Here is a 14935-nt window from a genome sequence, read left to right as displayed (position 1 = left end):
TGTTGAGTTTTGTTTGTCCTCCATAAAAAGTTTGTGACAACTCGAAACTTCTGTGAGTCTTGTTCTCTCATAACAGTTAAATACATTTGCGTTTTGTTCATTGTGATTTATAATTATCATATACGAGAGTAATTCTGTCGTACCATTATGATGCAGTCAGCGGTGATATATGAAAGGTTTCCATACGCACAATAGTCACATTCCAACAGAGTACGAGTTCAAACATTCCAAATGGATCCAAAAAATGCTCCATGCCTACTGGGTTGTTACGATTGCACATTTCGCCATTCAGATTGGCTGTTTCCTGTTTCTGGAGTACGATCGCACACCTACAGATTTCTTGATGAATGTCCTCTTCTGGCCTACGGCCGTCAGTAGTTCATGCATTTTGTTCGCAAGCTGGGTTGATCGGCGCTTCAGTTCATATTCCTTTTACACCATGTCTATAGCCAGCACGGTTATCGCGTGGACGATTATTCATGTCAATTATGACATTCGGATTATATTAGCAATCTGTCTGTTGCCCATCTTTGCTTCGGTGCTGTTCTTCAGTAAAAAAAGAGTCTGGATTGTCTTTCTGATGCAGATGACTGGTTACTTTCTGGTTTTGTTCGATCCGGCCTACCGGTTGTACCTGTCTTCATTTGACATGGTATCCATTCCTGCTTTTCTAATCCTAGGTACATATGTAGCACAGGTTATCGTAACCAGCGGCGTTGAGGTGCTCGATGATCTTCAGGCCAGCATGCTTGCCAAGCAGGACCTTATTGTGCGAAATGCCATTATGACCAAACAGTCCAAAACAGACGGTTTAACCAACCTTTATAATCAAAGCTCATTCAAGGATTATTATGAAAAAGCATTTGAGTATGCCAACAGTGGCATGAGTCTGCATCTGGCCCTGATCGATATTGATGACTTCAAATCCATTAATGATACGTATGGTCATCGGGTTGGAGACATTATTCTAGAGAAAGTGTCCCTGATCATTCAGGAAACCATTACCTCAAGTGATATTGCAGCACGGTACGGGGGCGAAGAGTTTGCCTTATTGATGTTTGAGCAATCTTTCAAGCAGGCTTATGCCTTGGTGGAACAGATTCGTCAGAAGATTGCCTTGATGGGCCATCTGGAACTTGAAGGAGCTTCCATCACCGTGAGTATCGGTCTCAAAAGCTACAGCCCTAATCTAACCAAAGACAAATTGTTCGAGGAAGTGGATGCCTGTCTGTATGCCGCGAAACGAACAGGTAAAAATAAAACCGTAACATCACTTGATCTGACTTCATCCTTGGCAGAGAAAATATAAATAAAAAAGTTGTGCTGTACACCGGAATTCCGGTTTGTACAACACAACTTTTTTTGGGTCTGAATACGATCAGCACGCCGATCTTCTTCATACATCTATGTTTTCATTCCGCCCATTCCCAGCGATGGCGATTTTGCTCCAGCATCGGATGCAGGTATTCGGACGATCCATCAATGATGAGACGCAGCTCTTTGATCCAATCCTTGAAGGAATCAAATGAAGCAAACATATTCGCCATCTCTATCGTCAAATACAGAAAGTGAGGGGCTGGATATTCCGCAGTGATATGGCGCAGCGCGCTATCCACAGGTGTATATTTCTTTCTCTTGCCCTCAAGCCCCTCCACACGTATACGCGAAGTTGGATGTTCCCGCCGCCAATCATGCAGGCGGTCTTCTCTTTTGTAATATGCCTGTATCGAATCCTTGCTCATTCGCTTAAACGTGCTCTCGTGTAAAGGATACAACACAAGCTGTATGAATGAACGGGTATCTACCGTTGCAGCGGCGCGCTCGAGTTGCTCATCAGTCACATGTTCAAACGAGTCATAAAAAGTCAGTGTGCCTTTGCGGCTGGCCGCCGGTGGCTCATAACCATAAGGTACAGATGTATATTTTCCAGACATTTCACCCCTCCTTGTTTATACGCACATTCGCACAAAGGTGATTGGGATAACCCAGCTCATGTTATTATACGCTAACGATCTTGCTTCAACTCGGAATAAAATGTCATTCTGTTCTTGCCTGCACGTTTGGACTCATACAAAGCTTCGTCCGCCATCCGAATAATCTCACTTGGGTTGTCGCTGTTGGTTGGATATTCGGCACCTCCGATGCTACATCCAATTCGAATTCGCTCGTATTCGATAATAAACGGCTTGTTCAAGCTTTGAATGATGGCTTCTGCATAAGCCATGGCTTCTTCCCTCGGATGACTTCCAACAGACTGAAGTACAATCAGGAATTCATCTCCGCCCAATCGGACTGTTATCCCCTTCACCTGACCAAGAGCAGACAGTCGCTGGGCCACTTTCTGTAACAGCACATCTCCAGTCTGATGTCCAAGTGTATCGTTGACCCGTTTGAATCCATCGAGATCCAGATAGAGAAAAGTCAGCGTGTGATTTTCACTTTCGGTCTCCAGAGACTCCTCCAGATACACTTCAAGGGCAGTGCGATTTGGCAGTCTAGTTAACTGATCAAAATGCGCCAGATTCTGCATCACGACCAGCTCTGAGTTTTTATTCATAAGAGAGGTCAGCATATCCCGAAGCGAACGGGACAACACTTCAATCTCCTTAATCCCCTTAATCGCAGGAATCTCAAGCTCTTCCCCTGCACGCAGTCGATTGGCTACTCTGGTAAGACGCACAAGTGGGGCAGAGATCAGACGTGAGACAACCCAGCCAATCAGTGCAAACAGTACGGTAACGGCGAGTCCAGACCACACATTAAACCACATCAGGTCAAACACAGACGCAAAAGCAGATGACTTGACTTGACGAATGACTACGGTCCAGCCTAATCCGGGATAATCCAGATGACCCTGGCTGTAGGCAAACCCTGTCACATATTCATTACCATCAGGCCACTTTTCAATGGACCAACTGCTTTTGTTGAGCTGGGCCTCTTCGATGCCAGGCAATACCAACGGTTTACCGACCCATTCCTTCGACCCCAGCAGCACTGTATGTTCCTTTTTGCTTACGATAAAAAACTCAATGTCTTTTTCTTCCCTTTTCAATGAGGCAAGTACGGATTCCTCAACTTCCTTCGCCCATTCCCAGCTTAAATGTGCAGCGAGCACACCTTGAATCATTCCTTTGCTATCCTTCAGCGGAAAACTGATATCGACAAATTGCAACGGCTCTCCCGTTGGATTCGGAAGCAGCTTGGCAAGAAGTACTGCATTATGCACATCTCCAATGAATTTACCCTTGATTCCCTCCTGATACACAGGTCGCTCTGATAAATTTTCCCCAAGCAAGATACCATCCGTAGCAGCTAACACTTTTCCCTTCGGGTCCATGAATCCAACCCATGAGAATGAGGGAAAGCTATCTTGTAACTGATCCAGCAGCATCTGAATCTCATCAGGTTGGAATTCATCTTCCAACGAAGCCATTCGGCCCAGCAGGTCCAGTTCACCCGCGCGAGCGGACATGAATCGATCCAGCTTGTCCGAAGCCTGTGAGGCCGTGCCTGTAAGCGAGTGACCAATCTCAGTCTCTACAGCAACAAATGACTTTTGGCTAAAAATAGACCCAATCGTCAGGGTAACCAGCAAGGATAACACAGCAAAGATGACTGTAAGCACAGTTCTAATTTTGAATGACATTACTTCCTCCATTACACGGTGAAACCATCTTGCTTCTCAACATAACTATGCTGTAAAGAGTACACGGAATGTCACCTCGGACGTGTCTCAAAACTCGCTGAAGTGCATCTTTTACCGCCTTTTCGCCCCCTGCTGCGTCACTTTCCCTTGACGTGCCCCGGCACGCCTGCGGAAAACTTCCTGGCTTGGAACGAAAATTCGGCAAAATCTGCTTCTTCGGAGTTTCAGACACGCCCTAATCGTTTTCATATTTATCGGAACTTGTGTGTTTTTTTATTATACATGCCCATACAATATTATACTGAAATCTTCACCGTGTTTCTTCCATTCAAAGAATAGACACGATTCTGTATATACATACTTGGGTTATGAATATAGAGAGCAAGCATATCCTTCAAAGGATCATGCGCCTGTATGTCACAGAGAGAGTAATCGAAATACTAAACATTGGGGGTGTTATGTTGAGCCTGCTTCATGTTGCTGTTATTCTGCCTTTTGCCGCTGGCATTCTTCTTGCCATGCTGCATCGTTTCTTCCGTAAATTACATTTGGGATGGCCGGTTCTCCTTGTCCCGGCACTATTATTTGTATACTTTGCGAGTCTCATACCCGCTGTGTCACAGCGCAATACCGTATCCGGAAATATCCCATGGATTCCTTCACTGGACATTGGATTTAATCTGTATCTGGACGGTCTGAGCCTCATGTTGACACTGCTAATCACCGGAATCGGTGTCCTCGTTGTTCTCTACTCCATCTTCTACATGGATATGAAAGAAGCGCTGAACCGTTTCTACCTGTATCTGTTGATGTTCATGGGAGCCATGTTGGGCGTGGTGCTGTCTGATAATATGATCGTGCTCTACGGATTCTGGGAATTGACCAGTATTACGTCATTCCTGTTGATTGCATTCCATTACAAACGTAAAGCCTCGACTTCAGGAGCACAAAAATCATTCCTGATTACGGTATTTGGCGGTTTCGCCATGCTTACCGGATTCATGATGATGTATCTCATTACCGGAACATTCAGTATTCGTGCAACCATTACAGGATTGGGTCAGTTTCAGGAAAGTGCACTATTTCTACCCGCACTTATCTTGATCCTGATTGGAGCTTTCACCAAGTCAGCTCAGTTCCCGTTCCATATCTGGTTGCCGGATGCCATGGAAGCTCCAACACCTGTTAGTGCCTATCTTCACTCAGCCACCATGGTCAAGGCCGGACTGTACGTTGTCGCACGGTTTACACCAATCTTCGGTGGACAGGGACTCTGGTTCTGGCTCGTTACTGGCGTTGGTCTTCTGACTTTGTGTTATGGATCATTCCTGGCGGTGAAAAAAAACGATCTCAAAGCGATTCTTGCCTATTCGACCATCTCTCAACTTGGTCTGATCATGTCCCTCTTAGGGGTTGGATCTGCTGCTCTCTACTTCGGCTATGGCGAATCCTCTGCGATGTACACAGTGGCAATAACCGCTGCGCTACTTCACCTGTTTAATCATGCAACCTTCAAGGCCGCTCTGTTCATGGTCGTAGGGATTGTTGATCATGAAACGGGTACACGTGACATTCGGAAGCTCGGTGGACTTGCTTCATTCATGCCAATTACATTCACCGTGGCATTGATCGGTTCACTTGCCATGGCGGGTATTCCGCCCTTCAACGGATTCCTGAGCAAGGAGTTATTCTTCCAGGCGATGGTGGAAGTCACGCATCTGCGAATCTTTGGACTTGGGTCCTGGAGTGTTCTATTGCCGGTATTCGCTTGGCTTGCAAGTGTGTTTACCCTGATCTATGCGCTTATTATCGTGTTCAAAACATTCCTCGGTCGTAGCCAAAGCGAGATCCCTGCCGAGAAGCTGCACGAAGCGCCCGCTGGCATGCTCATTCCGCCTGTTGTTCTAGGTGTTCTTGTCGTTGTATTCGGACTCTTCCCGAATCTGCTGGCCGGATCACTGATTGAACCGGCCATGGCCGCTGTGCTTCCATCCCTCTTGAATGGGAATGAGCGCTTCGATGTACATTTCTCCCTGTGGCATGGATGGACTCCGGAACTAATTATGACAATCGGAGTCGTGATTCTCGGAATCACTCTCTACAAGCTGTTGCCACGATGGAGGAATATTTATGAGCATTATCCACAAGGATTAACAATTAACAATATGTACCACGTCGTGCTGGATAATCTTCAGCATTATGCACGCAAATGGACGGAAGCCTATATGAATGGCTCGGTTCGTAATTATCTCGTTTACATTTTCTCATTCACGGTCGCGTTGCTGGTCTATGCCTTCTTCCGTTCAGGAGAAAATATTAGCTGGAATCTGCAGGGCAATGCACCTTTCTCATTTTATGAGGTGGTACTGCTAGTCACGCTCATCGGTGCTGCAGTTTCGATTCCTTTTGCCAAGAACAGACTGTCAGCAGTCATTATGACCGGAGCGGTTGGTTACCTCGTAACCCTACTGTTTGTACTCTTCCGGGCGCCAGATCTGGCGTTGACACAGATGATTGTTGAGACGGTATCGGTTGCACTGTTCCTGCTCTGCTTTTACCATCTGCCTGAGCTTCAACGTGGCAAATCAAGCCGCAGTTATCTCACGGTAAATATGATCGTAGCGATTGCAGTCGGGATCGTGATGACTTTTGTTGCATTGGCGGCAAGCGGAACAGCATCACTGGACAGTATTTCTACTTTCTTCCTTCAGGAAGCCTATGACTCAGCTGGTGGTAAAAATGTCGTGAACGTGTTGCTGGTAGATTTCCGTGGCTTCGATACATTATTGGAGATTATGGTGCTTGGCGTTGCTTCGTTATCTATCTACTCCATGATTAATCTGAACCTCGAAGCAAAAGATCTTGGAGCCCGCTTGAAGTTCCGTAAGAAGGACGAGAGTCAGGATTCCGAACCTGCTCTGGATGATGAAGCGGACAATACGAAAAAGTATGGTAACCGGGAACGTAGCTCATCCTCGTGGGATACTGTCCCCTTGCAGAGTAATGATGTATTGCTACAAACGACCACCAAGGTTGTTGTGTTCATCATACTGACGTTTGCCATGCACCTCTTCTTTGCAGGTCACCACAATCCGGGCGGAGGTTTCATCGGCGGCTTGGTCACAGCGGCAGCGCTCGTATTGATTGCCCTGGCATTCAGTACAGATACGATACGCAAAGCGTTACCGGTTGACTTCCGTATTCTAACAGGAATCGGATTGGGTATAGCCTTACTGACGGGTGCGGGTTCATTTATATTTGGAGTTCCGTTCCTAAGTCAAACCTTCGGCTATTTCGAACTTCCTTTGCTGGGAGAGACAGAACTCGCCACGGCCATGCTGTTTGATCTTGGCGTGTATCTCGCTGTCCTGGGTGTCACCATGACCATCATTCTACAGATCGGGGAGGATCGCTGATATGGAAATATTGATGTGTGTAGCCGTTGGCATTCTGTTTGCGGTTGCCGTCTTTTTAATCTTGTCGCGGAGCCTGCTCCGTATCGTACTTGGCATGTCCATACTAACCCATGGCGTGCATCTGCTCTTGATCACCATGTCACGTCTCAAAACTGGGGCACCACCGCTGCTTGGGGAGATGGCTGAACGTTATGTCGATCCTCTTCCTCAGGCTTTGATACTAACTTCGATTGTTATCAATTTTGGACTCACTGCGTTCTTCTTTGTTCTCTCCTATCGTTCTTATCTGAAGCTGAGAACAGACGATATGGAAGAAGTAAGGGGGCGCCCATATGAATAATCTCGTCGTTCTGCCGATTCTCTTGCCTTTGATTACAGGTGTTCTTGCTCTGCTATTTTTCCGAAAAATAAATATCCAGCGGATCATTAGTGTCATTGGACTTTTGTTTACAGCAGCGGTCTCAACGATACTCATTACGCGGGTAGCTCAGACTGGAGTTCTAACGCTTAATATGGGTGGTTGGGCACCACCCTATGGTATTGTGCTTGTTGCGGACATGGTATCGGCGCTACTTGTCGTTGCCGCTTCCATCATTGCACTGGCGTGTCTGCTGTATGCATTCCGCAGTGTGAACAAGGAGCGGGAAGAGCATCACTTCTATCCGTTCTTTCATTTTCTGATCGCGGGCGTTAACGGTTCATTCCTAACCGGAGATTTGTTCAATTTGTTTGTCAGCTTTGAACTGATGCTCATCTCTTCCTATGCACTGATCGTATTGGGAGGTACGGAAAGACAGCTTCGGGAAACGATCAAATATGTCTTGATTAACATCGTTTCTTCTGCTCTTTTTGTCGCTTCCATCGGCTTCCTCTACTCCATAACTGGCACACTGAACATGGCAGATTTGTCCGTCAAAATTGCTGAAGTGGGACAGAGCGGAGTCATTACCTTAATTGCTGTTCTCTTTCTGATCGTATTTAGCATCAAGGCCGGACTGTTCCTGTTCTTCTGGTTGTCGGGCTCTTATGCGGCACCACCTGCTGTTGTCACTGCATTGTTCGCAGGATTGCTTACCAAGGTTGGCTTGTACGCGATTGTGCGAACATTCACACTGATCTTCTATCATGATCCTGATTTCTTCCATGCACTAATCGGATGGATGGCTGGAGCAACGATGGTCCTGGGTGTCATCGGTGCGATCTCATACCGCGATGTAAACAAGATTCTCATCTACAACGTGGTCGCAGGTGTAGGGTTTGTCGCTTTTGGTATGGCTGCGGCCAGTCGCCCTGCACTGGAAGGTCTGCTCTTCTATATGCTGCATGATATGTTGATCAAAACATTGCTCTTCCTGCTCGGCGGTGCCTTGATCGCTGTTGCCGGAACATCCAAACTTGATAACATGGGCGGGCTAATCCATCGCTATCCGCTGCTAGGCTGGATGTTCTTCATTAGCGCACTTGCCTTGGCAGGTTTGCCGCCATTTAGTGGATTTCCAGGGAAGTTGCTTCTCTTTGAAGGAGGCTTGCAGGCAGGCTTGTATGGTCTTACCGGCATTGCGGTGCTTTCAAGCTTGTTGATGTTATATTCGGTACTTCGTATCTTCATACAAGCGTTCTGGGGCGAACCACCTGCCGGGGTTACAAGACGCCCTTACGCGGTGAACGGCCTTCTGATTCCTGCCGGAATTCTGTTTGTATTCATCATCGTAATGGGTGTGGGGGCTGAAGGCATGTTCCAATTGACCTCCCGCGCAGGCGATATTCTACTGCATCCCAATATTTATATTGATGCCGTATTGAAGGAGTAGATGTCTATGGCCTTTCAGATTGTACTGAATCTTATCATTGCTTTTGTATGGATGTTTCTGAACAACGCCTGGAATGGTGTTGGTTTTCTCATAGGTTACCTGCTCGGACTGCTTCTCATCGGGGGGATGCGCAGATTCTTCCCCCAACGCTTCTATGTTGTGCGAGTCTGGGCCATCTTCAAACTGATTACTCTGCTGTTCAAGGAATTGGTGCGAGCCAGCATTGAGGTTATACGCCAGATTATCAAGCCCAAGTTAGATATAAGGCCCGGTATTTTTACGTATAAAACTCAATTGTCCTCGGATTGGGAAGTTACTCTGCTCTGCTTACTCATCTCATTGACACCAGGTTCTCTGCCGCTTGAAATCTCGGGTAATCAACGTAAACTGTTTATTCACGCACTGGATATCAAGGATGAACAGAAAATGAGAGATGATATCCAAAATACATTCGAAAAAGCAATTATGGAGGTGACGCGTTAATGTTATCCTCACTGTTGTTCATCTCATTGCTCATTCTCTCCTTAGCCATTCTGGGTTGCTTGTACAGGGTGCTGCGGGGACCATCCATGGCTGATCGGATCACGGCACTGGATACCATCGGTATCAATGTGATTGCGATCGTTGCCGTTCTGTCGATGATGCTGCAAACTCAGGCCTATCTGGATATTATCTTGCTGATTGGCATCTTGGCTTTTCTAAGTACAGTGGCATTTGCACGTTATATTGAACGGGGGGCGGTATTCAAAAATGATGGAGATCGTTAAAGTAGCCGCTGAAACCGCTATAGGTCTACTCGTACTGCTCGGTGCACTACTCAGTGCACTCAGCGCATTTGGACTTATTCGTCTGCCTGATGTATATCTACGTGCCCATGCTGCAACCAAAAGTATGACGCTTGGTGTGTTCTGTGTATTAAGCGCTACATTTTTCTACTTCTGGTATTTCGATAACTATATCAGTGCCCGCTTGTTGTTAGGTATCCTGTTTGTATTCATCACGGCTCCGGTCGCCGGACATCTGAACGGACGGGCCGCCTATCGCACAGATGTACCACTGTGGGAGCAGAGCGTACAAGATGAATTGGAACCCTTGTTAAAAGGGAAAAAAGTGAACCATGAAGCCAAGGATATGATGGAGTAATCCCCAGCCTAGGCATAACGAATACCCCCGAGGATCAGCCGCCCTTTTCGCGGCATGTTCCCGGGGGTATTTTTTTTATTTTGCATATACGGATCATATCAACCACTGATTATGCAGACTGATTAAGTAGTAAAGTCAGAATCCATTCAGTCCCTGTCTTCTCAGATCCGCAGCCACAATACGCGCAAGCTCCGCAGCCCCTTGACGATTCGGATGCAGATTATCCCCTGTCATATACAGAGCAAGTGTTGCGGCAGGACCAATAGACGTGAAATAGGCAGAACTCAGCTTGTTCAGTTCAACAAGGGTAACCCCCTCTTCCTGAGCGAGTGCACGGGTTGATTGATTGTACCAGCGGTTCTCCGCTTGATGCACATTGGCTGTATTAAAATCTGTTGCCCGGCCCTGAGGCGTGGAGAGGATCACCGTTGCTCCTTTGTTCTTCGCCTTACGTACCATATCCCGCATAATCTCCTTGAACTGCGCCTCCGTTGTATTGTTCTTGACATTGGTATCGTTAATTCCGAATTGCAAAATAAAATAATCTCCCGGCTTGATATACTTGAGAATCGCTTCCATCTGACCATCATCGCGGAAACCTCTCGCAAATTGACCACTTGACGCCATATTTCGAACCTGGAAGGTGGAATTGTTCACATAGGACGGAAACAGCTGTCCCCAACCTCCTTGTACACTGCTACCCAGCGGATAGTAATTGCAAACTGTTGAGTCACCACCAATGTAGATTGTGCGGTTGGTAACAGTCTGATTGGATAACTTTCGGATTTCGAGTGCACTAAGTGTGAAGGCGGTGCCTGCCTTTCCTTCTGTAACCAGCAGGTTTAATTGCCCGTCAGTCACCGGAATTTGAAACTGGTCCGTTGCCCCGTTGCCCGTCATATTAATGATCTGGTAGACACCTTCTGCAGCCACACTCGCTCTGGCAGTATTGCCCAGGACCACTTTAACTTCATATAGGCCATTGGACAGATTCACATTGAAGGTATTGGTGCTCTTGGTGCCGTAAGTCAGAAACTGCACAGCGTCACTCTTAACCCCGCTTCCTGAGGCAGACACATTCCTCATCTGTGCAGGTGTGTTGAAGCCATAACCTTTCGTAGGCGTATAAGCATCTCCTGCGGACACGCCTGTGTAACCGCTCTCAACACCACCCGAACCAAAATCAAATCTGTAATTGTCCGTTGCCGCTTCGGCGACTTGCCCTCCACTGCTTCCCAAACCGATGCCCATTGTACTTGCAAACAGAACAAAACAGAGCAGTAGCTTTACCGATATTGACCATTTCATCACTGAATTCTCCTCTCGACTCAGAATTATATTAGTTGACGATCCTCAGTTTCACAGAACTTGGTCAAGCCAGTCATAGGCTTTCACTCCGCTAATCTCATGTCCACCGGTAAAGAAATCCGCATCCAGTGATTCTGATGCTCCCGCCTGCTCATATATGTGTGTCAAACGGGCATACGCCTCTCTCGCTGCATGGATTGGGAACACCTGATCATCACTTCCGGCTTCAATAAAAAGTGGCCTAGGCACAATCAGGCCGATGAGATCCGGCAACTCCGCTTCACGCAGGATACCTGGCACATAGTTGTCCAGACAATGGTTCCGATCCAATATGCTACCCTGGAATGTATTTGCATAACCGCTTACCACAGTTGCCCTGAACCGTTCATCCAACGCGGCTGTAAATGCAGTCACCAGCCCACCGCCCGAGATACCCATGCTTCCAATTCGCTCCGAATCCACTTCTGGCCGAGTCGATACATAATCCAATACACGTGTTGTTTCATACACCCTATGACCGGCGAGGGTCTTCCCCACCATGAGCAGATGCGCAGCAATCTTCGTACAGGAGCTTACCCCTGGTGGCGCATCGCGGTCCTCTTCCAGTCTTCGATCACCAAATCCGAGCAACTCTGGAGCCGCAACCACATAACCACGCTTCACAAGAGCTACTGCAAAGTCCTTGTGTAATCCGGGCTCGCCTGTCCGTAGTGACCCATCCGGTTCCATACCCGATATCTCTCGGCTACCGTAGCCATGCCCATGACAAGCAACGATAGCAGGTCTCTTGTTTTCGGTAATGCTTCCATCACCCGGAATTAATAAATACACTGGCATGCGAAGTCCTGCATAGGTCGTGATTTCAATCCGCTCCCGAATATATCCGTCACATGTAATGCGCTCCAGTAAGACAGGATTCAGTGCGGCCGCCATCGTGGGAAAACCTCCCAGCCGTTCTTTCACACGTGTACGTAACTGACTGCGCCATAACTCCAGGGGTTGATCTGGATGATACGCGGAACGACCACGAAGATTCGTTTGTTGTTGTAGATAGGCTTCAATATCAGACATGGGCCTGTGTCCCTCCTGTTTTTCATAGGATAACGTAGATAAAAGACTGTTATATGGAATTAATTCCATCCATTATAGAACATCTATGTCACCCATGAATTGAACATGTTTGCCTGTTTTGAATGGAATCACATGATTTCTAGCCAAAAAAAGGATATCTCCAACCTGAAGACAGGTTACGGAAATACCCTTCATTTCATCTGACCTGGCAGCCACCAGTTCCACCTGCCCATTAATTTCATCAATGCAGGTACAAGTATTAGACGGATTAATGTAACGTCAATCAACACCGCTGCCGTGATTCCGATCCCTAACTGCCTCACACCTGCGACTTCAGCAAAAGCAAACGGCACGGTCACCGCAAGCAGAATTGCCGCTGCGGAGGTAACCAGACGGCCTGTAGAAGCCAATCCCTGTTGGACAGCCACATCACTGTCTCCGGTTCGTCTATACACTTCCTGAATACGGCTCAGCATAAACACACCATAATCCATGGATATGCCAAACACCAATCCTGCAATGAATACAGGAATCATAATGGCAATGGCTGACGGCTCCATACCTAGATGTCCTTCATTGAACACCCACACCAATATGCCAAATGAAGCGGCTAAGCTGAGCAGATTCATCAGAATTGCCTTGATTGGAATGAGCATCGATCGGAATGCCGCCAGTAACACAAGATAATTGGTGACCACTACAAATACCAGCACTTTGGGCAGTTGACTTGTGACTTCCTGCATTATTTCATACTGCTTGGCAGCTTCCCCACCATAACGTAGTTTTACGTTATTGAAACCTGGTGCATGATCGCTATTCCTTATTCGTTCCAGCCAGTCTGCAACCTGTTCCGACCCAGGCTCCCCGTGGACGGTGGCTATCAATCGAATCGAGTGATCAGAGACCGTTGAACGCAGCCATGAGGCCCTTGTTGACTCCTTGCCTTCTATGGAAGGAGTGAGCTCCAACGGTGGAATTTGAAAAAGGCTCTGATAGTCATTTTGATTCGGCTGTAATAGGCCCCATGGTGAAACAATGCTCAATACGCCTGAGTCCTGCAGTAGTTGACGGGCTTTGTGGTGGGCCAACTGCCAGTGAGAGGCAGTCAACAGTTCCTGCTGTCCGCCAATCAGAATCTCGATGGCGGAGGTATTCTTTTGCCCAAAATCATGTTGCAACTGCTCGGCTGCCTGGCGGGACTCCATTCTCTCTGGCAGTGAAGAGGCATCCGGGACGGACAGTTCCAGCCGGGTCACTGGATAAACACACAAGAGCAGCACAACCGTACCTCCAATGGCCATACTGACTGGTCGTTTCATGACCATTGCTGACCATCGATGCCAGACCGAGCGTCTGGGTAACCAATGGACTAACTTTCGCCTGAATACCCGATCCGCAGACAGTGACAGCAGAGCTGGCAGCAGCGTAACATTTAACAGTAGCGACAGGAGCAGAACAATAATGGCCCCCAATGATACACTTAGAAACATTGGCAGTCTGATCCAGAGCAGACCCATCAGCCCAAGGAGCACGCACGCTGCCGAGAACAACACTGCTCTGCCTGCTGTACGCAATGTTCGCTGAAGAATCTCGCTCCGCAAAACCTCGCTCTGCATATCCAGGCTACTGCCCGTAACGTTAGCTTTGCCTTCATCTTCATAGGCCCGCTGAACCTCTTCCCTGTACCTGCTAAGGATGATCAGGGCAAAGTCTATACTCAGTGCCATGCCCACCATGGGAATCACATTAATGATAAAGTTGGACAATTCCAGATGATAACCAAGGAGTGACGTGACTCCCATCGCGGTAATCACAGCACTGATCCCCATCATGACAGCAATCAACGCGGCATATAGCCCCCTGAATGCAAAACACAAAACGATCAGGGCAATCGGTAGGCCCACCATCTCTGCACGTTCCAGATCACGAAAGCTCAGATTATTGACATCCTGCTGGACGACTGCCTTTCCCGTCAATTGCACCGTACCTGGACCGTCTGTTGCCAGCACGGCGCGCAACTGCTCCAGTGGGGGACCCATCTGATGCGCGGGCACATTCATTTTCACAAAGGCATAAGCCCTTTGGTTTTGCAGCGTCACTCTTTCGCTAACATCCAGAGGGGACGTGATAGAGGTTACCGCAGGCAACACTTGAACCTGTGTCAAACGATCCTTGATCCACTGCCGGAACTGTAACGGCGAGGTATTTTCCTTTTTCTCAAAAACCAGAATAATCGGATCAGCAGGAGATCCGAATTCGTCCTCCAGAACAAGTTCAACCGCTTGCGCATCCCCGTGAACCCGTTTTAATCCGTGATCCTGAACAATGTCAGGTAACTTCCACGCCCAGACCGCTGACATCCCGATGATAAATACCCAGCAGAGAATAATGAACCGAGGATATCGGCTGATGAAGGCAGCAAGTCTGCGATAACCCATACCTAAGCTCCTCTGCGATCAGATTAGTCATTCGATTACATTCATCGGTAAGGGTAAGATCATAAGCACATTCATACACTTGCGGTGTATATCTCCTTCACT

Annotated in this window: 12 protein-coding genes; 7 read left to right on the top strand and 5 right to left on the bottom strand. The window is 47.5% G+C overall.

Annotated features, from left to right (window positions below):
• Nucleotides 1-169: 169 nt before the first annotated feature.
• Nucleotides 170-1309, top strand: coding sequence for a GGDEF domain-containing protein (locus EL84_RS18995; protein WP_047842681.1), 1140 nt, complete (start codon nt 170-172; stop codon nt 1307-1309).
• A gap of 103 nt (nt 1310-1412) precedes the next feature.
• On the opposite strand, the gene EL84_RS18990 is transcribed toward EL84_RS18995, so the two are convergent.
• Together EL84_RS18990 and EL84_RS18985 are read right to left on the bottom strand one after the other, a co-directional pair.
• On the bottom strand, nt 1413-1934 hold the full coding sequence (locus tag EL84_RS18990) for a hypothetical protein (protein ID WP_036608711.1): 522 nt from the start codon (nt 1932-1934) through the stop codon (nt 1413-1415).
• 71 nt (nt 1935-2005) lie between these two features.
• Entirely contained in the window at nt 2006-3646 is a 1641-nt protein-coding gene (locus EL84_RS18985; protein ID WP_047842680.1) for a diguanylate cyclase domain-containing protein, read from the bottom strand.
• A 461-nt stretch (nt 3647-4107) separates the two neighbouring features.
• On the opposite strand from EL84_RS18985, the gene EL84_RS18980 reads away from it, so the two are divergent.
• The 6 genes from EL84_RS18980 to mnhG are packed head-to-tail and all read left to right on the top strand — an operon-like array spanning nt 4108 to nt 10016.
• A complete protein-coding gene (locus EL84_RS18980; RefSeq protein ID WP_047842679.1) occupies nt 4108-7062 on the top strand; it encodes a Na+/H+ antiporter subunit A in 2955 nt (984 codons plus the stop codon).
• A gap of 1 nt (nt 7063) precedes the next feature.
• Nucleotides 7064-7402, top strand: a complete 339-nt coding sequence (locus EL84_RS18975) for a Na(+)/H(+) antiporter subunit C (protein ID WP_036608715.1) — start codon at nt 7064-7066, stop codon at nt 7400-7402.
• Entirely contained in the window at nt 7395-8873 is a 1479-nt protein-coding gene (locus EL84_RS18970; RefSeq protein WP_047842678.1) for a Na+/H+ antiporter subunit D, read from the top strand. Before EL84_RS18975 ends, EL84_RS18970 begins: the two co-directional genes overlap by 8 nt.
• 6 nt (nt 8874-8879) lie before the next feature.
• Nucleotides 8880-9356 (top strand): Na+/H+ antiporter subunit E, encoded by a 477-nt coding sequence (locus EL84_RS18965; protein WP_047842677.1) that lies wholly within the window; start codon nt 8880-8882, stop codon nt 9354-9356.
• Nucleotides 9356-9640: a Na(+)/H(+) antiporter subunit F1 gene (locus EL84_RS18960; protein WP_017688855.1), complete on the top strand. Its 285-nt coding sequence runs from the start codon at nt 9356-9358 to the stop codon at nt 9638-9640. Before EL84_RS18965 ends, EL84_RS18960 begins: the two co-directional genes overlap by 1 nt.
• On the top strand, nt 9624-10016 hold the full coding sequence (mnhG, locus tag EL84_RS18955; protein ID WP_017688856.1) for a monovalent cation/H(+) antiporter subunit G: 393 nt from the start codon (nt 9624-9626) through the stop codon (nt 10014-10016). Before EL84_RS18960 ends, mnhG begins: the two co-directional genes overlap by 17 nt.
• Nucleotides 10017-10151: 135 nt before the next feature.
• Here mnhG and EL84_RS18950 read toward each other — a convergent pair whose 3' ends face one another.
• From EL84_RS18950 to EL84_RS18940, 3 genes are all read right to left on the bottom strand, one after another.
• Nucleotides 10152-11267, bottom strand: a complete 1116-nt coding sequence (locus tag EL84_RS18950; RefSeq protein ID WP_047844278.1) for a rhamnogalacturonan acetylesterase — start codon at nt 11265-11267, stop codon at nt 10152-10154.
• Nucleotides 11268-11375: 108 nt separating this feature from the next.
• Nucleotides 11376-12395, bottom strand: a complete 1020-nt coding sequence (locus EL84_RS18945) for a dienelactone hydrolase family protein (protein ID WP_047842676.1) — start codon at nt 12393-12395, stop codon at nt 11376-11378.
• A 191-nt stretch (nt 12396-12586) separates the two neighbouring features.
• The gene (locus tag EL84_RS18940; RefSeq protein ID WP_047842675.1) at nt 12587-14833 is read right to left on the bottom strand and encodes an MMPL family transporter; all 2247 of its coding nucleotides are present in this window, start codon (nt 14831-14833) and stop codon (nt 12587-12589) included.
• Nucleotides 14834-14935: the final 102 nt, after the last annotated feature.

It is taken from the genome of Paenibacillus sp. VT-400 (assembly GCF_001029205.1).
GTDB classification, from domain to species: domain Bacteria; phylum Bacillota; class Bacilli; order Paenibacillales; family Paenibacillaceae; genus Paenibacillus; species Paenibacillus amylolyticus.
Note: the sequence above shows the minus strand (reverse complement) of the source record. Positions and strands in the feature narration are given on the sequence as shown.

What these genes read in the sequence shown, in the direction of transcription:
- EL84_RS18990 (WP_036608711.1), bottom strand. Translation starts at nt 1,934, where the DNA reads ATGTCTGGAAAATATACATCTGTACCTTATGGTTATGAGCCACCGGCG.
- EL84_RS18950 (WP_047844278.1), bottom strand. Translation starts at nt 11,267, where the DNA reads ATGGGCATCGGTTTGGGAAGCAGTGGAGGGCAAGTCGCCGAAGCGGCA.
- mnhG (WP_017688856.1), top strand. Translation starts at nt 9,624, where the DNA reads ATGATGGAGATCGTTAAAGTAGCCGCTGAAACCGCTATAGGTCTACTC.
- EL84_RS18945 (WP_047842676.1), bottom strand. Translation starts at nt 12,395, where the DNA reads ATGTCTGATATTGAAGCCTATCTACAACAACAAACGAATCTTCGTGGT.
- EL84_RS18965 (WP_047842677.1), top strand. Translation starts at nt 8,880, where the DNA reads ATGGCCTTTCAGATTGTACTGAATCTTATCATTGCTTTTGTATGGATG.
- EL84_RS18970 (WP_047842678.1), top strand. Translation starts at nt 7,395, where the DNA reads ATGAATAATCTCGTCGTTCTGCCGATTCTCTTGCCTTTGATTACAGGT.
- EL84_RS18995 (WP_047842681.1), top strand. Translation starts at nt 170, where the DNA reads ATGAAAGGTTTCCATACGCACAATAGTCACATTCCAACAGAGTACGAG.
- EL84_RS18960 (WP_017688855.1), top strand. Translation starts at nt 9,356, where the DNA reads ATGTTATCCTCACTGTTGTTCATCTCATTGCTCATTCTCTCCTTAGCC.
- EL84_RS18975 (WP_036608715.1), top strand. Translation starts at nt 7,064, where the DNA reads ATGGAAATATTGATGTGTGTAGCCGTTGGCATTCTGTTTGCGGTTGCC.
- EL84_RS18940 (WP_047842675.1), bottom strand. Translation starts at nt 14,833, where the DNA reads ATGGGTTATCGCAGACTTGCTGCCTTCATCAGCCGATATCCTCGGTTC.
- EL84_RS18985 (WP_047842680.1), bottom strand. Translation starts at nt 3,646, where the DNA reads ATGTCATTCAAAATTAGAACTGTGCTTACAGTCATCTTTGCTGTGTTA.